A 16,364-nucleotide genomic window follows, 5' to 3' on the forward strand; every position below is an offset into this window, starting at 1 on the left:
AGGGCAAGAGCGACAATTCCCGGCGAATTCCTACGCAGCCAGTTCTTTTTGTCCGTCACAGGTCGGCACCTTTCCGGGAGAGCGAGAGAGAAGCGAGTTCGGCGGCGACGTCGAGCCGCCAGGTCTCATAGGCCGGCGAATTCTCGGGGCCGGCTGCGGCGGGCCTGAGGTCGGTGCACACCCGGGCCGCCTGCTCGGCCGTCGCGTTGCACAGGACGCGGGCCGCGAGGTGGGTGTGGTCGATGATCGTGCCGGCCTTGATGCGGGCCTCGATGGCGAAGGCCGAGCCCTGGGCGAGGGAGAAGCGGTGCTCCCCGGCGCCCTCGGCGAACCGGGTCAGCTCCTCCTCCGTCACGCCGCCCGCGTACGTCGAGGCCAGTCCCGCGCCCGCGTACAGGTCGCTGTGGCGGCTCTCGGGGTACGAGCGGATCAGCTCGGTGACGACGTCGGGGTCGGTGCCGCCGACGAACCACAGCGCACGACCGATCCCCTGGTCGATGGCGTTGGGGGTGTAGTCGTTGTGTCCGCCGTTCCAGCGGAAGGAGTGCCGCGCGTGCGGGTCGCGCACGTAGGAGTCGGTGCGGAAGTAAGCCTGGTGGAAGCCGTACCCGTCCAGAGCCAGCCAGCGCAGCAGCGGGTCCGTCTTGCGGATGTCCGGCCACAGGATCCGCGGCAGGCGGGCCATCGCCCAGCCGACTCCGACGTAGATCATGTAGTCGTGGTCACGGCCCTTGCCGGCCAGCAGGCCGGAGAGCCGGCCGCTGTGCCCCGGCAGCGAGTCGTACACCGCGGCGCCCATGCCGGCGCCCTCGTACGCGAATCCGCGCATGTCCAGCGGGACGGTCTCCAGCATTTCCTCGGCCTCGGCGGCGGAGCCCGCCTCGACGGCGTATGCATATCCCCGGAGAAAAATCTCGCCGATGTTCTCAAGTCGCGCCTTGGCTTCCTCGTTCTTCACGTGGAAACCGCGCACCTCCATTGTCGTCTCGGAGGTGGGAGGTGTGAGAACTCGGCGCCGGATCGCGCCAAAGAATGTGGACACCGGATTGAACCGCCCCTCTTGGATCCCTGAATTTCCCGCAGCGAATCGAATCTATCCAGAGGCCCAGGAGGGTCGTCTACTTCCCGTGTGCTCAAACAGCGTGCGCGAGGAGCTGCTCGCGGACCCCCTTGCGCCACACCTCGTAGGCCGGCCCCACTTCGGGGTCCGCCTCGGTGGCGGCGCAGTCGTCCGCGAGGCGCGCGACGGCGTCGACCTCAAGCCCGGTGAACGCGTGGACGGCCGTTCGGGTGTGCTCGGGGACGAAGCCGGCGTGGTGGCGGGCCTTCGCGGCGAACACCGAGCCCTGACCGAGGTGGTCGCGGCTCTCGCCCGCCTCCTCCACCAGCGTGGCCAGCTCCGCGGCGGTGGCGCCCCCGGCGAAGGTCGCGGCCAGGCCCACCCCGCTCCACAGGTCGGGGCGGCGGTCGCCCGCGAACCTGCGCACGGCGGCGCTGACCTGCGCGGTGTGACCGCCGTTGATGAACCACAGCGCCCGCCCGATGCCCTGGTCGACGGCGCGCTGGAAGTAGTCGGCGTCGCCTTCCCAGGCGTACGGGGTGTCCAGGCGCTGCTCGTCGACCCAGCGGGCGGTGTCGAAGTAGGCCCGGTCGAAGCCGTAGCCGTCCACGGCGAGCCAGCTCATCGCCGGGTAGTACTCGGCGCCGTCCAGGTCGGGTACGAGCTTCTTCCACAGCGGCCGCGGCAGCCGGGCCATGGCGAAGCCGATGCCGATGTAGTTCAGGAAGATGTGCGGCTTGCCCCCGCCCTGGAGCAGGTCACGCGTGCGGTGGCCCTGCGGCCCCATGACGTCGCGGATGGCGCAGGCCATCGTGGCGCCCTCGTAGGCGAAGCCCTTGACCTCCGGCTCGACCATGGACAGGCGGCGCTCGGTGGTCGCGAGGTCGCGGTCCTCGATGCCCCACTCGAATCCGCAGACCACCGCCTGCGGCACGGCCTCCAGCTTGCGGGTCCGCGCCGACGGTTCCACGGGGAACCCGCGTCCGGCGAAGCTCACTTCGGCCAGTGACGGTGCCATGGCCAGCCTGCGCAGCGCTCCCAGTACGGGTGCCATCACGCCTCCTCGTGCGGCCGCCCTGTCGGCGGCGGAGGGCCCCATCGTGGGAAACCTCGCGCGAGGTGGCATCTCCTCGTGTGCGCAACCGTGTTCAGCGGATGCTGCGGACGTCCACTTCCTCGTCGTGCACCTGGCGGCCGCAGCCGGAGCAGTGCAGTTCGACGTGGAGCGGTCCGTCGCAGCCGATGTGCTCGGCGCGGCGGGGCGGGCCGAGCTCCTGCGGCAGGTTCCGGTCGCCCCACTGCATCAGCGCGATGACGGCCCGGGTCAGGTCGCGGCCGGTGGGGGTGAGCCGGTACTCGTAGCGCACGGGCCGCTCCTGGTACGGGACCCGCTCCATGATCCCGTGTTCGACCAGCCGGGCCAGCCGGTTGGTCAGGACGTTCCGGGCGATCTGCAGGCTGCCGAGGAACCCGTCGAAGCGCTTGGTGCCGAGCAGGGCCGAACGGATGATCAAGAGCGTCCAGCGTTCGCCGATGACCTCCAGCGACCGGGCGAGATTGCAGTCCTGCCCCTCGTACGTGTGTCTCAGCATTCGCTCACTCTAGGTGCGGGACGAGTCTCTTCAAAGGACCGATGTGGCGAAGCCGCCGTCGGTTCCGGCCCGCGGCGCGCGCCCGGGACGCCGCGCGGCGTCCCGGCGTCCCGTCCGTGTCGTCGTTCCGTGACGTGTCGCCGGCGCCGTCCTACGCGGCCGCGAGCATCGGCTCCGGGGTCCTGACGGGACGGCGGTCGAGGCGGCTGTAGGCGTAGGCGGCGGACACCAGCGTCATGTGGTGGTGCCAGCCCGGGTAGGAGCGGCCTTCGAAGTCGACGAGCCCGAAGTCCTCCGCCATCTCTCGCACCGCCTCCGTCGCGCGGGGCAGCAACCGGGTCAGCGCCAGCACCGACTCCATCCGGGCGTGCATCAGGCTGGTCAGCCACAGCTGGACCGGGCGGCGGCCGTCCTCGGGCCGGACGGCGAAGAGCCGGTAGGTGCGGTACGTCTGGGCGCCGGCGGTACCCGGCTCCGGCAGGCGCACGTAGCTCGTCATGACCGTCGTGTGCCGGCCCCGGCCATCGAGCGAGGCCACCGTCTCCATCCGGGTCAGCATGCCCGCGTCGAACTCGAACAGGCTGCCGGCGGACACCGCCATGGCCGGACCCTCGGGACCGCCCGCCTGCGGCCGCTGGACCCTCAGGTGGCGCCCCACCATGACCTGCATGCCGCTGGGGACGGCGACGACGAAGTCACGCCCGCGCAGGGCGAGTCCGCGCACCAGGGCCGCCGTGCCCGTGGCCGATTCCAGGTCGCACACCACCGGGAGCGGCGCCGTGCCGCTGGCGGCCACGAGGGAGTCGACCAGGTCGAGGGCGTGCTGCTCGACCGTCCTCGACACGGCCTCGTCGGGAATGCGGGTGCGCTGGCGGCGCTCCGGGTCCTTGGACCAGGAGCCGGGAAGCATCAGGCGCCAGTCGACGGGCACCGCCTTGTCGGCCGACGCCAGGAACGCCCCCACGCCCAGCTGGCAGGTGACCGACCGTCCGGTCGCGGGAACGTAGCGCCGGTGCACCCCGCAGGAGTGCTCGCCCCGCTTGCGCAGCACCGCCTGGCCGACCACCCACGCCTGCGGGGTCATCTCCTGCTCCGCCCACCGGCTCAGCTCCGCGCGGACCGGGTTCCAGTCCCACGGGCTCGCGTTCACGAACTGGTGCAGCGACTGGGACGCGGTCGGCGAATCGGATATCTGCGCGGCCAGCCGGCGGACCGTCTTCTTGCCCGGCGTGGTGAGCAGGCTCTCCACGTATGCCTGGGCCCAGCGGCGCTGGTCGGTCCGCGGCAGCCCTTCGAAGACCCGGTCCGCGAACACCGGCACCGAGGCTCGATTGCTCGTCAAAACATGCGTGACCATGGCGTGTTCCCTCCCCTGTATCGGCCCGCGGCTGCTGACCACGCTAGAATAATAGCGAACACCCTCTTTTTTTTGCGACTCAGGAGAGTTGCCTGATGCACTTCGCCAAGTCGGGCTCCGACAGGCACCTGCGGCAAGCTTCCGCACCGGTCCGTGACCGCCACTCCCCGCAGCACCTCGCCGCGCGCCGGAGCGCCGTCAAAGCTGTCCTGGAAGCCCCGGAGCCCGCTCCGGGCAATCCACGACATCTTCAGCAAGTCGGACTTGCGGAACGTGTTCGCGGGCCTGGAAGGTGGTCCCCTCATCTCCACATGGGCTCGATCCGGGACAACCCGGCGGCGAGCCGTCGGCCCGGCACCCCCTACCTCGCTGCCCCAGCGGCTCGGAACGCTCCTGAGGAGGCAGCGTGGTGAAGCAGGAGCGGGCCTTGCGCACGCGCATCGCCCTGATCAGAGCGGCTGCCTCTGAGTTCGACACCGCCGGCTACGACGGCACCTCGCTCTCCCGGATCAGCGGCGCGGCCGGCATGTCCATCGGGGCGGTCACCTTCCACTTCCCGTCCAAGACGGAGCTGGCCGACGCGGTCCAGGAGGAAGGCCGGGCCGTGACGGAGGCGGCGCTGAGCAGCAGGTCCGCCGAGAACCTGCCGGCTCTGCGCATGGTCGTCGACCTCACCCTGGAACTGGCCCGTCTCATGGACGAGGAGCCCGCGGTGCGCGCGGCCATCCGGCTGTCCCGGGAACGGCCGGGCACGGGCTCCTGGTCGGACGTCTGGCTGCCGGCCGTACGGGAGTTGCTGGACCGTGCGTACGAATCCGGCCAACTTCGCGAGAACGCGCTCCCGGCGGACGTCACGACCCTCGTCGAGTACCTGACGAGCGGGGCCGAGGCGTACATGCGCAGCCGGATCGGCACGGAAGCGGAATTCGAGAGCGCGGTCGCCCAGCTCAAGCGCGTATGGCATCTGGCGCTGGCCGGGGTGTCCGCGGACGGCTCCCCCGGGGCGACCCCGCTACCCGGCCCGCGCGGTACGCGGGACAGCTGAACCCCGGCTCGCCCGGCCCTCGCCGTCACGCGGGGGCCGCGAGCCGGGACCGGTACCAGGACGCCGACCCGGCCAGCCTCTGCAGCGGGCCGGGTCCCGGCGGACAGCCGGCGGCGGTCCACACCTCGCGGCTGTCGTACCAGTGGTCCCGGGCGACGAGGGCGAACTGGCGTTCGCTCACCCGCGTCGGCCGCGCGCGCAGCCGCTCCAGGCACTCCTCCCACGACAGCTCCCGCGACACCGCGGGAAGGACCCGGTGGTGGGCGAGGGCGCCGAGCAGCTCGCCGGTGCTCACCGGGTCGGGGTGGCTGGCGTGCAACACCCGGCCCGTGAGCCCGCCGGCGAGCCCCAGGCGGGCGATGAGGCGGGCGAGGTCGTCGACCGCCACGGCGGAGAGCATCCCGCGTCCGCCGTCCCACAACGCCGGTACCGCGTCCAGGAGTTCGGCCAGCACGGGCACGACCCAGCGGTCTCCCCGCCCCAGCACCAGGCCCGGGCGCAGCACGGCCGCCCCGGCCGCCAGGGCGTACGCCTCCCCGGCGAGCCGGGTACGGCTCGCCGGGGAGGCGGGCGCCGGGACGACGCCGTCGACGGCGATGCCCCGGTGGGGGCCCGGCCCGTAGACGGCCGTCGTCGAGAGGTGGACGATCCGTCGCACCCCGGCCCGGAGCGCCTCGTCCATCAGGGCCGCGGTCCCGTCGACGTTGACGGCCGCGCACCGTGCCTCGTCGGGTCCGATCAGCGCGGCGAGGTGCAGCAGCACGTCCGCGTCCTCGCACACCCGGCGCAGCGTGCCCGGCTCGGCGAGGTCGGCGGGTACCCACTCGTCCACGGCGTCCGCCGCCTCCTCGGGCATCCGCCGGCCCACCACGCGCAGGTGCGCGAGCCCACCGGCGCCGGGGGTCTCCCGGTACCCGGCGAGCTCGCGCAGCACGGTCGCTCCGATGAAGCCCGTCGCGCCGGTGAGCACCACGCGTAAGGGCCTCATGCGGCCAGTCTTCGCGTGCCCCTGGGCATCGCGACCCCTGCCAGCGCCTTCGGGGTGGCGATCCCCGGAAGCACGTAGCGCCACATCGAGACGAGGCGATCGGCGAGGTCCACCCGACCACTGGCGATGTTCGAGAACACCTGGGTACCGCTGTACGCGCCGACGAGCACGTTGGCGCATTCCCGCTCGTCGACCTCGGGAAGCAGCTGGCCGAGCTCACGTGCCTCGCACAGGTGCGTGTACAGCTGCTCGACCCACTCCTGGTAGGCCGTGTCGTCCTGCACGCCGAAGTCGCCCTGCTCGACGGCGAGTCTGACGCTCGCCCGGAACAGCACATTGGTCTGCAGCTCGTGGGCGATGAAGAAGGTGAGGTCCACCAGCCGCTGCAACCCGGCGCCGCCGTCGGGGAAGTGCACGAACTCCTGCTGATGCTGCAGGACGGCCAGCGCGAGCCCTCTCTTCGACTTGAAGTGGAAGTACATCCCACCCTGGGTCACGTCCGCGCGTTGCATGATCTTGCTGATGCTGGCACCGCTGTACCCGCACTCGTCGAAGACTTCAGCAGCGGCGAAAAGGATCGCTTCCCGCGTCTTCACCGCCCGTTCTTGCTTCGGTTCGGCCATCGGGGTTCTCGGTCTCTCTCGACAAAAAAAACGAACACCCTTATTTTACAGGTCTGCCCCTCGAACCGGTAGGACCGAGGGGACCACATACGCATGCTCCAGGGGGGAGAGGTATGTCCATCACGACGGAACGGCCCGAAATCGCAGGTAGGTCGCTGACCACGACCGTGGCCAGGGAGTACGTTCACCGGGCGGCCCTGTCGGAAGTGTTCCTGACCGGATGGGAGAAAGTGGGCACCGACGCGTTCACCGTCACCGCCCAGTGGCCGCGCAGTCACAGCTTCTACACGTCCGAGCAGGGGTTCCACGACCCGCTCATGCTCTGCGAGACACTCCGCCAGTGCGGCCTGCTGCTGACGCACGTCGGGTACCAGGTGCCGTTCGACCACTCGATCAGCTGGTCCCGCCTGCAGTACGCCGTCAACCCGCAGGCGCTGCGCATCGAGCACACCCCTGCCGAGATCGAACTGCACGTGACCTGTTCGGACGTCCGCTACCGCCACTCCCAGGCGGTCACCATGACGATGCACATCGAGGCGGTCCGCAACGGCACGCTGCTCGCTGCGGCCAGCATCGGCTTCTGCGGCCACTCCCCCGCCATGTACCAGCGACTGAGATCCGGCCGGAACGTCGCGCAGACGTTCAAGAACGTGCCGACGCCCCCCGCTGCGGTCTCGCGGTACGCGGTCGGCCGCAGTCGCACCCAGGACATCGTGCTGGCCCCCACCTCGGAGCGGTGGCGCTGGCAGTTGCGCGTGGACACCAACCACCCGGTCCTCTTCGACCACCCGCTCGACCACGTCCCGGGGATGCTCCTCCTGGAGTCCGTACGGCAGGCCGGCCACGCTCTGCAGCCGTCCTGGAGCCCGATGATCCCGACATCGATGGACGTCAGCTTCAACCGCTACGTCGAGTTCGACGACGCCTGCTGGATCGAAGCGGAACCGCTGGCCGGCGAGGTGTCCGCCGCACGCCGTACCGTACGCGTCAACGCCCTCCAGGGCGGCGCCTTCGCCTTCACCGCCTGCGCGGAGATGACGGACGTGAGCTCTATCTGATCCGGACGCGAGATGCTGCCGTCGGCAGCCGTCCACCGGGCTCCACCGAGCCAAGTCGCCGATCCCGGTGTGCCACCACCGGGAACCCGACGTCATTCGATCGCCCGTCGAGCGCCAACTCGGCGGGCGAATCACACGTTGCGGGTGCCACCCCGAACGCTCGTTACAGGTTCTGCCAGAACCAACAGCCCGAATGAAGGGCTTCGCCATGCCTCAACCGCACGGAGATTTCCATATCATGGACCAAAACCCGGGGCTTTTCCAGTACTCCCTTCATAAAGGTTGTCCGGAAAAGGACTCCACGTCCGCCGCTTCGTCTGAGCCGATTCAACTGGGCACCCCCGAGGCCGACTTGGCGCCGCGCTTCCGCCGACGCGTCAAGGTGCCCATGCGCCTCGTGGAGTCGGCGTACTACTCGGACGCCACGCTCAGCGTGTACATGAAGATCAAAGCGCTGGGGCAGCGCCCCGAGGGGTGCACCGCGGGCGTCGCCACCCTCGCCTCGTACCTCGGACTGTCCGTCTCGACGGTCGAGCGGGCCATGGCCCAGCTGCGGTCCGACACCGCCCCGGACGGCATCGTGGAACTGCCCGAAAACCGGCGCCGCTCACTGCCCGGCGGCCGCGGCACCACGGCGCTGCGCCGGGTCCGCCCCATGACCGCCACCGAGCGTTTCATCTGGCTCCCGGTGCACGCCAGCGAGTCCCTCCCGCCCCGCCTGCTCAGGGCGTACGCGGTGATCTCCCATGCCGTGGTCCAGCGGATCCCGCTCTCCGAAGGCGACCTCGCCCGCCTCCTGCGCCACCACACGGGCCACCGCGCCGGGCACCCGATCACGGTGGAGGCCGCAGGGCGGATCATCGACCGGCTGGCCGCCTCGGGCTGGCTCACGGTCGAGCGGAGGGCGGGCGTCCGCGGTCGGCACCTCTTCCTCGTGCACAGCTCCTCGGCCGGTCCCGACGCCCCGCCGACGGCCATTTCCACACCTGCCACTGATGACGGGTCAGGTCCGGACGCTCATGCCGGATCGCTCGCGTACAAGGAAGACCCCAAGACTGACCGACCCGATGACGAGCGCGCGCTCGTCCCACCCGCCGCAGGCGAACTTCCGGAAGGTAGGGAAACCGATCGGTCTCCCGGTCGCCCGCCGGTCGCGGTGCGCCAGGCGCACGTCGCGCTGCGCGCGGGCCACAAGATCCCCTCTCCCCCGAACCGCACCGACAGCGCCCGGCCCGCCACCCCCGCGGACAAGAGATCCCAGCTGACCTTCAGCCCCCGCATCGACGGGGTCTTGGACCCCGTCCGCATGCTGCTCGGCGGCGTGAACCGCTACGTGCTGCGCCGCATCGGCCGCGAGATCGGCCACCAGCTCGACAACGGGACGAACACCGACCGGCTGCGGGCCCGCCTCACCTCCCGCCTCGCCGGCACGTTCATCGACGAGATCCGCGACCCCGGCCGCTGGCTGCTCGGCGTGGCCCTCCCCCGGTGGGGCTGCGCGAACCCCGACTGCGAGACCGGCGTCCTGTGGTCGACCGGCGAAGAGTGCCGGGCGTGCCAGGAGTTCCGCGCCGACCGCCGGGCCGGGCGTACGGGCACCGGCGCCCCCGCTGCCGAGCTGCACTGCTGCCCCGTCTGCGAGCGGCCGCTGCGCCCGGGGCAGTCCGGGGAGTGCGCGCAGTGCTCCCAGTGCCCCACGGCGCTCCCGCCCGAGCTCTGGGTGGCACAGCCCTGCCCGGGACGGCGCGGGGCGCACTGCGGACGCCCCGCGCCGAGCGGCCTGTGCTGGCGCTGCCGTACGGAAGAACTCGCCGAGCGGGAGCCCGTACCGGCGGCCTCGGAGACGGAGCCCCCGCCCAGACTCCCGCTCATGACTTCAGCCGGCACCCGCCCCTGGGCGAGTACCGGCTGAAGTGACCGGGGTCCACGGAGGGACGGATCCGCTCGCCTAGGTCGCGCGTCCTGCCCCCACCAACTCGGAGTCGGCGGCAGAACCGGCGGTGGAGGAAGTCCCCGTGGTGGTGTGGCAAGTGGGGCACGGCTCACCGTGTGCGGGGGTCTCGCCGTCACCGGGAGTCTGGGAGGCCTCGTCGCCCGTCCGCTCGCCGAAGCCGGCCTTGACGCTCCGCTTCTCCCGCCACAGGTGGTACAGCGACAGCGCGAGGATGCCCGTACCGATGAGGTTGGCGACGAAGTGCCACCACACGCGGTAGGTGGTCAGCGCGGGGCCCGGGTCGATCGTGCCGAACCAGGTGGAGAGGCCGATCGCGCGCTTGGCGCCGAGGGCGACGGAAGCGGTCAGGACGACGTGCTCCAGGCCGTGGATGCCCTGCATCCAGACGCCCATCTTGGCCCACTTGCGGGACTGGAGCTGTCCGGCGACGCGCTTGGTGATCAGCACGATGCCGACCAGGCCGGCGAGGAAGATGAAGTTGCCGGTGAGGTGGAGGATCTCCATGCCCAGCGAGGGCTTGGTCGTGTCCACCTGGCCCATGCCGCGCGACAGGCTGTTGGCCCACGGGGTCATCCAGGCCGGCGAGGTCGGGTGGGCGATCCAGTACACGGCCTGCGACACGTGCTCCTGGAAGTGGCCGATCTGCCCGATCACCCCGAGGCCGATCAGACCCACGGAGGTCTTGTAGAGCCACGGCTTGACGGGACCGCGGTTGGCGTACGCGAGGACGCCCACCGCCAACCACATGGAGACGGCCCACAGGATGAACAGCACCGCGGTCACGGTGTCCAGGGTGGACACGGGCCCGCCCATGCCTGCCATTCCGGGCATGCCAGGCATGCCGGGAGGATGGTTCATTCTGGCTCCTCAGTAGCGACGGCGACCGGAGGCGTTCCGGCACGGGCGACTTCCACCCTGGCCAACCCGGGCCAGGCAGTCGCCCGTTGTCGGCTCTCACGGTAGGGAGCAGCCTCCCGGAGCGGCTACTTCTCCCGTGCGGAGTACGCCCCCGTCACGCGCTCGGTCCGCCCGGCTGGCCCGGACCCGCCCCGTGTCAGGATGGCCCCATGACCGCCTCGACCGTGTTGTCGCTCCTCCGGAACCGCACCGACGGATCGTTCCTCTCGCTCTGGTCGAAGGATTCGGTCCTGTCCATCGGCTCGGTCGGCAGTGCCCGGTGGTACTGACCCCAGAGCGCTCTGGGCACCGGGCCTGACCCGTGCACCCAAGCCGGCACGAGCTGAACCCGACCCTGTCCTCAGCGATGCCGGCCGCGGGATGCAGATGAGTAGAGACGGATGTCCGCTGGTTGAGTCGCTGCACACAAAGATGCAGGTCAGATGACATGACGCCAGATGGCTAGCGACTGAAGCGACCGAACTTCAAACAATCACGTACAGAAAGCAAGGCGTCTGCCGCAGAACCATCCCGTCAGGCGTCCGCAGCCTGTGCTGGCCTTTCCGAGCGTTCCGTCTTGCGGCCTCTGCTGCCGGCGGTGAGCGTGGTCGGGTCGACGGCTTCCGCAGGGGCGCCGGTGGCGTAGAGGCCGTCGGGGACGGTGTCGCGGTCGTGCGGCAGGAGCCAGAAGACTCGGCGGCGGAAGGTACCGCTGGAGCGCGAGGGCTTGGCCTGGGGGCCGAGCTGGGCGTAGCCGACGAGACGGCCGTCTCGGTGGTAGGCGGGTTTGCCTCGGCGGGTGGGGAGGCGGTCGAGGGACTGGCGGACGTAGTCGAGTTCGGAGACGTCTTCGAGCCAGATGAGGTCGATTTCGTGGTGGAGCTCGTCGTCGGAGATGAGGGAGCTCATGCGTTCTCCTCTTCTGCGAGCAGTCCGATGCCGGGGTAGTACTTCTTCGAGTTGGACAAGATCATTTCTTTGGGTGAGGCAAGGCCTACGAGCTCGCGTGCCCGCGACGCGAAGGCGCGGGAGGAGACGGTGGGCGCGCCTTCATTCTGGCACCAGGTGCGGTAGACGTTGTAGAGGCGGGCTTGTTCCGCGCGGTGGTCGGGGTCAAAGGTGCAGCATTCTTCGAAGAAGCGGCCGGTGTGGTCTTCGGTTTCCGCGTAGGCGGTGGTGGCGATGCGGACCGGGGCGGGGCCGGTGAGGTCTTTCTCGCCGGCGAGGTAGCGGCGGGCTCCGTCGATCAGCCAGGCGAGGATGCCGGGGCCTTCTTCGGTGACGAGGATGTCGGCGAGGTTGTCGATCTTCCGGTCGTCGGAGACGACTTTCTCGAAGGGGACCAGGCGCATGCGGCGCCAGAAAGCGAAGCCGCCGGTGCCGACCTCGGGGCGGTGGTTGCCGATGAGCCACAGTTTGTGGGTGGGGGCGAAGGAGAAGAAGTCCTGTCGCATCCGGCGGGCTTTGATGCGGTCGCCGCCGGTAAGGAGCTTGACGCGGGCTTCGTCGAACTTGTCGCCGGGCTTGACCTCGGAGCAGACGATGACGCGCCGGCCGTGGAGTTCGGCGAGTTCGGTGGGGTGTCCTTCGAAGGTGCGGGCCATGAGGAAGCCGGGTGGAGCGGCGTCGGCGTAGTCACCCAGGAGTTTCATCAGGACGTCCAGGAGGACGCTCTTGCCGTTCTTGCCGGATCCGAAGAGGAAGGGCATGACCTGGGCTCCGACGTCTCCGGTAATGGAATAGCCGAGCATCAGGTGCAGGAAGTCGGTCATCTCCCGGCCTTCGGCGTCGTCTCCGAAGGTGTCGGCCAGGAAGCGGTTCCAGCGCGGGGTGGGCTGCGACTTGGGGGCAGTGGATGTCGAGCGGGAGTGGAAGTCCTTGTCCGGCTCGGGGGTACGGATGAGGCCTGTGTGAAGGTCGACGATGCCCGCGGGGGTGCACAGGGCATAGGGGTCGGCATCGAGGAGCTCTGCTCGCAGGACCATGCCGGGGGCGGCCTTGGCCTGGGTGAGCATGGCGTTCATGCCGGAGGTGCTCAAGGCGCGGCGGCGGTGCTTTTGCAGGGCTTGGTTGCTGTGGATACCGCGGGGGTCGGTGGTGGCGATGGCTTCGGCGAGGTCTCCGGCGGCCCAGACGACGGTGTCATCCTCGTCGACTTGCCAGCGGGTGGTGTCCCATCGGTACCAGCCGAGTCCGGGGACGTGCCGGTAGTCCCCGGCGTACAGGCGCACGAACAGCTTGGCGTTGCCGCGGTCGCTGAGGGTGTCGGGGATGAGGCCTGCGACCGTCGCGTGGTGCAGGTGCGCCTGTTCCCCTCCTTGTGCGGGGACCGGGGGCGGGGCGGGCTGGGCGAGGATCTGTGCGGCGATGGCCTCGGGGTCGAAGTTGAAGAGGAAACCATCGGTTTCGGGTGGGGTGCTCACCGTCGGCCTCCGAGGTGCAGGGGGCGCTTGGCGCCGGCGGTCATGCCGCTGCGGATGATCTGACCGGAGCGCTGCTTTTGTCCCGGGCGGACCGCTTCCGCGGTTTCCTGGAGGGCTGTTTCGGCGTCGGTGACGGAGAGGTGGCCGGCTGCGGCGAGTCCGCCGAGAGTGTAGGCCGCCCGGTTCAGTTTCTCTGTGAAGCCGGCGCCTTCGGTGACTTGGGCGCACGCCGCGACGTCCGCGAGGAGCGCGGTCAGCAGGCGGGATGTCTGGGTGTGGCCTCCGCCTGCCGCGAGGACTGCCTGGCGGGCTCGGGGTGGGACCGGCCGCGGGGCGGGGACGTGCGAGGCGGGAGAGTGTCCGGTGCGCTGCAGTTCCTGGGCTAGCCAGGCGGGCAGCGGAGCGGGCCTGCGCTCAGGGCCGACGGGGGTGTAGGTACCCGCGGTCGTGGTGGTTCCGGGGGCGATGATGTAGCCGCCGTGAGCGCGGACGTCGACCTGCCAGGCCAGGGCTCGCTTGCCGGACCCGGTGGAGCACTGCCAGCGGCGGCCATCGGTGGCGCGGTACCAGACGTGCAGGCCGCCTGAGGGAGTGCGGACTCGCAGGGTGGAGGTGTCCTCGGCAGGGCTGGGTTCGCCTCGGAGGGCCGCGAGTACGGCGAGGGAGTGGTAGCCGGTGGTCATGCCGGAGAGGTCGATGTGCTCACCGATGGGGATGCCCGGAAGTACTTTGTCACGGTGTGGGGGCTCGCTCTGGTGCGCGTCGATGTCGATGACGACGAGGCCCGCGGGGCCGCAGGCTACAGCGACGCCGAGTGATGGGGTGTTACCCCACCACTGCTCAATGCGCTCGTAGTCCAGGGTCGCTGCATGGAAGCCGTGGCACCAGCGGCCGGCGGCGTGGCAGGGGCATCCAGTGCGGGTGTGCCCGGTCTGGGAGCATTCGCGGCAGTTGGCAGCAGGTGTCTTCCGACCCGGGGCCAGTGGGTGGACCGGCCAGCCGTTGCTGGCGCACCAGCGGGCCAGTCTCAGGGCAGCGACTGAACGCTCAGGGGTGGGCTGCCCTGAGTCGCTGCGAGAAAACCGCAGCTCAGCGGGCATGTACTTCCCCTCACAGCGACTGAAGCGACTCAACAATGAACACAGACTAGCGAAACCTGCCAGAGACCGTGCGCAGTGTGTCGCACGTACCTCGATCGGCGTGTCGCGCTCCGGGGCCCGGGGGCCCATGGAGCGACTGAACTCCGTGACACAGCGACCGAGTCGACTTCGGTCGCTTGAGTCGCTTCTAGAAAAACAGCTGGTCAAGAGACTGGTGGATAGGAAACAGCGACTGAAGCGACTGAAACCTCCTATATATGACGCACACGCGCACACATGAATGTCCTCATATACCGGAAGTTGAGTCGCTTCAGTCGCTGCCTGACGAGAGAGACTGCTCTGACCTGCAGTTTCATCAGCGACTGAAGCCAGCGACTGAACTTCTCCACGGTCGCTCGCCTTCGGTCGCTGACGTTCTGGGCAGCGACCGAAGAGCCCGGCGAAACCAAGTGATCGACCGCCTGGCGACCGTCCAGCGGCGCCAGCGGGAGGCCAGGCAGGCAGCGGAGCAGGACCACATGGCGGCGATCGAGGCCCTGCTCCAGCGCCAGAAGGCGTTGGTCAAGCCGGTGGTGGAGTTCGTCGTCCACGAGGCCGGCGCCTACCCGACCGTCGGTCGCGACGGGATCCCCGAGTTCGCCATGGGAGTGCCCGTGTACGTCCGCGGCAAGCCGTATGCGGTCATCTGCCCTGTGGCCAGCCGCGTCCCCACCCTGCGCCGCGGCCTGGCCCCGCTTGTCCTCTTCGCCGCCTCCGAGCGCGAACGCAGCCGCATCGCTGCCCAGGCCGCCCCCGGCCAGCGCGTCGAAGGCCTCGCGGTGGAACTCCCACCCGCTACAGCGGTTCCCGCCCAGCGAGAACGAGCTGGTCTCACCATCAAGGAGGCGGTGAACCGCATGTTTGGCCTCGACCGTATGTAGGCCATCAGATTCCTTGGCGCCCCTGGGCGGGCATCGCGGGATCCCCCGCCCGCCGCTCGATTCACGGGTGGCGGGGCTCAAGGGTACGTGCGGCCGGCTCCGGTTCGAGGGGCCTGCCGCTGCAAGAACACCGTGCGTTCCCTCGGCCCAGGCGCGGGAACGCAACACCGCGGCGTACGAGTGGTCGGCAGCCTCGCTCAGTGTCTCCCCGGTCTGTGCGTCGTCGAGCATCACCCGGATCGACTTGGCCAGCTGGTCGGCGACGTCCTCGGTGCTCGCCGCCTTGGCGCTGGGCCGACCGACTGGGAGACAGCGACCCTCCCCCGATGTGAGGGGTGCCATCCGCACCTTCCGCGAAGGCCCCTTCCCCCCCGGATGGTCCGGTGGGAAGGGGCCTTCCTGCGTTTCCGGCACTGCGGCCGATCAGCTCTTCGGGGGTACGGCGAACGCGGTGGCCCAGGCGGTCATCGCGCGGTCGAACATGTCGAGCGCGTGGGGCTGGCCGGTGAGCAGCATGACGACGCCGACGACGAAGAAGGAGACGCCCAGCATGACCAGGGCGGACCGGCGGTACAAAGCGACGCGGTCCATGGCCTGTCGGCGGGCCTGTCGCCGCAGGGCGCGACGGCGGCGCTTCACGCTCCCCTGCAGCAGCGCGATCTCGGCTTCGATGTCGTCGAGCATCTCCGCGTAGGTGGTGTTCATCCCGTCGAGGGTGCCGGAGTTGGCCAGCGGCACGGGCGCGGCCTCGATCTGGTCGAGCACCTCCGCGTACGTCTCGTTGATCTCGGCGCTACCGTCGTTGGCGGAGCTGTTGGACGGCAAGCTGTTCATCAGCGTGTCCTTGATGCCGAAGGGCTCCCGCTCGTGGTTGGTCGCCATGGTCGAGCGGTGAGACCGGCCGTCTGAACCGGTATCAAGAAACACCTGGGCCGGGGCTCTTCCAGTGAGGAAGAACCCCGGCCCGGTCTACGTGGCGTTACTCACACCCGCTTCATCAGGATCGTGGAGAGACTCCGCTCAGACCGGCCGACGAGCGGGGGAGCAACCGCCGAACGGGCAGGCCGCCGCCCTTCCGCTCGGGCGAAGCCGGCAGGGACATGAGCACGCGATCGAGCAGCCGCCGGAAGAGACTGACGGTCAGCACAACGACAGACATGATCCACAGACCTGCAGCGGTCCGTGGGGGTCGTGACGATTCGAACAACACAGTCTTCTCCTGTTTCTGAGAGGCCCCACGACCGGTCCCCTTCACCCTGGGCCGGTCGTCCTCTCCCCCATGGCGGATGGAGGTGCTGACTGCTCGCCCGTTGCAGCGGGCTGGGCAGTCCCTCCCTTGGGCGCTCG

At 69.9% G+C, this 16,364-nt stretch carries 15 protein-coding genes; 4 read left to right on the forward strand and 11 right to left on the reverse strand.

Features of this window, described 5'->3' with window-relative positions; genetic code table 11:
- Positions 1 to 55 precede the first annotated feature (55 nt).
- The 4 genes from IE248_RS33760 to IE248_RS33775 all read right to left on the reverse strand — a co-directional run bounded on the left by IE248_RS33760 (position 56) and on the right by IE248_RS33775 (position 4,009).
- Entirely contained in the window at positions 56 to 1,042 is a 987-nt protein-coding gene (locus tag IE248_RS33760) for a DUF1702 family protein (protein WP_008742088.1), read from the reverse strand.
- A gap of 91 nt (positions 1,043 to 1,133) precedes the next feature.
- Positions 1,134 to 2,114: a DUF1702 family protein gene (locus IE248_RS33765; RefSeq protein WP_073797069.1), complete on the reverse strand. Its 981-nt coding sequence runs from the start codon at positions 2,112 to 2,114 to the stop codon at positions 1,134 to 1,136.
- A 94-nt stretch (positions 2,115 to 2,208) separates the two neighbouring features.
- Entirely contained in the window at positions 2,209 to 2,652 is a 444-nt protein-coding gene (locus IE248_RS33770) for a winged helix-turn-helix transcriptional regulator (RefSeq protein WP_008742090.1), read from the reverse strand.
- Positions 2,653 to 2,803: 151 nt separating this feature from the next.
- Entirely contained in the window at positions 2,804 to 4,009 is a 1,206-nt protein-coding gene (locus IE248_RS33775) for an IS701 family transposase (RefSeq protein ID WP_073797068.1), read from the reverse strand.
- A 427-nt stretch (positions 4,010 to 4,436) separates the two neighbouring features.
- Between IE248_RS33775 and IE248_RS33780 the strand changes: the two genes are divergently transcribed.
- Positions 4,437 to 5,054 carry a TetR family transcriptional regulator gene (locus IE248_RS33780; RefSeq protein ID WP_079196138.1) on the forward strand — a complete coding sequence of 206 codons (618 nt, stop codon included), beginning with the start codon at positions 4,437 to 4,439 and terminating at the stop codon, positions 5,052 to 5,054.
- A 25-nt stretch (positions 5,055 to 5,079) separates the two neighbouring features.
- Here the strand turns inward: IE248_RS33780 and IE248_RS33785 are convergent, their stop codons facing one another.
- Together IE248_RS33785 and IE248_RS33790 are read right to left on the reverse strand one after the other, a co-directional pair.
- The gene (locus IE248_RS33785; RefSeq protein WP_190032672.1) at positions 5,080 to 6,042 is read right to left on the reverse strand and encodes an NAD-dependent epimerase/dehydratase family protein; all 963 of its coding nucleotides are present in this window, start codon (positions 6,040 to 6,042) and stop codon (positions 5,080 to 5,082) included.
- Positions 6,039 to 6,665: a ScbR family autoregulator-binding transcription factor gene (locus tag IE248_RS33790; RefSeq protein WP_073797065.1), complete on the reverse strand. Its 627-nt coding sequence runs from the start codon at positions 6,663 to 6,665 to the stop codon at positions 6,039 to 6,041. Before IE248_RS33790 ends, IE248_RS33785 begins: the two co-directional genes overlap by 4 nt.
- 113 nt (positions 6,666 to 6,778) lie before the next feature.
- On the opposite strand from IE248_RS33790, the gene IE248_RS33795 reads away from it, so the two are divergent.
- Entirely contained in the window at positions 6,779 to 7,723 is a 945-nt protein-coding gene (locus IE248_RS33795; RefSeq protein WP_190032673.1) for a ScbA/BarX family gamma-butyrolactone biosynthesis protein, read from the forward strand.
- A 388-nt stretch (positions 7,724 to 8,111) separates the two neighbouring features.
- Positions 8,112 to 9,635, forward strand: coding sequence for a helix-turn-helix domain-containing protein (locus IE248_RS33800; protein WP_229895719.1), 1,524 nt, complete (start codon positions 8,112 to 8,114; stop codon positions 9,633 to 9,635).
- 36 nt (positions 9,636 to 9,671) lie between these two features.
- Here IE248_RS33800 and IE248_RS33805 read toward each other — a convergent pair whose 3' ends face one another.
- From IE248_RS33805 to IE248_RS33820, 4 genes are all read right to left on the reverse strand, one after another.
- Positions 9,672 to 10,517, reverse strand: a complete 846-nt coding sequence (locus tag IE248_RS33805; RefSeq protein WP_373301691.1) for a DUF6008 family protein — start codon at positions 10,515 to 10,517, stop codon at positions 9,672 to 9,674.
- A gap of 591 nt (positions 10,518 to 11,108) precedes the next feature.
- Complete coding sequence (locus IE248_RS33810; RefSeq protein WP_008742100.1) at positions 11,109 to 11,483, reverse strand: DUF6009 family protein; 375 nt, start codon at positions 11,481 to 11,483, stop codon at positions 11,109 to 11,111.
- Positions 11,480 to 12,997, reverse strand: a complete 1,518-nt coding sequence (locus tag IE248_RS33815) for a DNA primase family protein (RefSeq protein WP_073797062.1) — start codon at positions 12,995 to 12,997, stop codon at positions 11,480 to 11,482. Before IE248_RS33815 ends, IE248_RS33810 begins: the two co-directional genes overlap by 4 nt.
- Positions 12,994 to 14,097 (reverse strand): bifunctional DNA primase/polymerase, encoded by a 1,104-nt coding sequence (locus tag IE248_RS33820; protein ID WP_373301692.1) that lies wholly within the window; start codon positions 14,095 to 14,097, stop codon positions 12,994 to 12,996. The genes IE248_RS33815 and IE248_RS33820 overlap by 4 nt, the downstream gene beginning before the upstream one ends.
- A gap of 449 nt (positions 14,098 to 14,546) precedes the next feature.
- Between IE248_RS33820 and IE248_RS33825 the strand changes: the two genes are divergently transcribed.
- A complete protein-coding gene (locus tag IE248_RS33825; RefSeq protein ID WP_073797061.1) occupies positions 14,547 to 15,017 on the forward strand; it encodes a hypothetical protein in 471 nt (156 codons plus the stop codon).
- Positions 15,018 to 15,440: 423 nt separating this feature from the next.
- On the opposite strand, the gene IE248_RS33830 is transcribed toward IE248_RS33825, so the two are convergent.
- Positions 15,441 to 15,899: a hypothetical protein gene (locus IE248_RS33830; RefSeq protein WP_073797060.1), complete on the reverse strand. Its 459-nt coding sequence runs from the start codon at positions 15,897 to 15,899 to the stop codon at positions 15,441 to 15,443.
- Positions 15,900 to 16,364 lie beyond the last annotated feature (465 nt).

The sequence above is a fragment of the Streptomyces goshikiensis genome (assembly GCF_014650555.1).
GTDB lineage: Bacteria > Actinomycetota > Actinomycetes > Streptomycetales > Streptomycetaceae > Streptomyces > Streptomyces goshikiensis.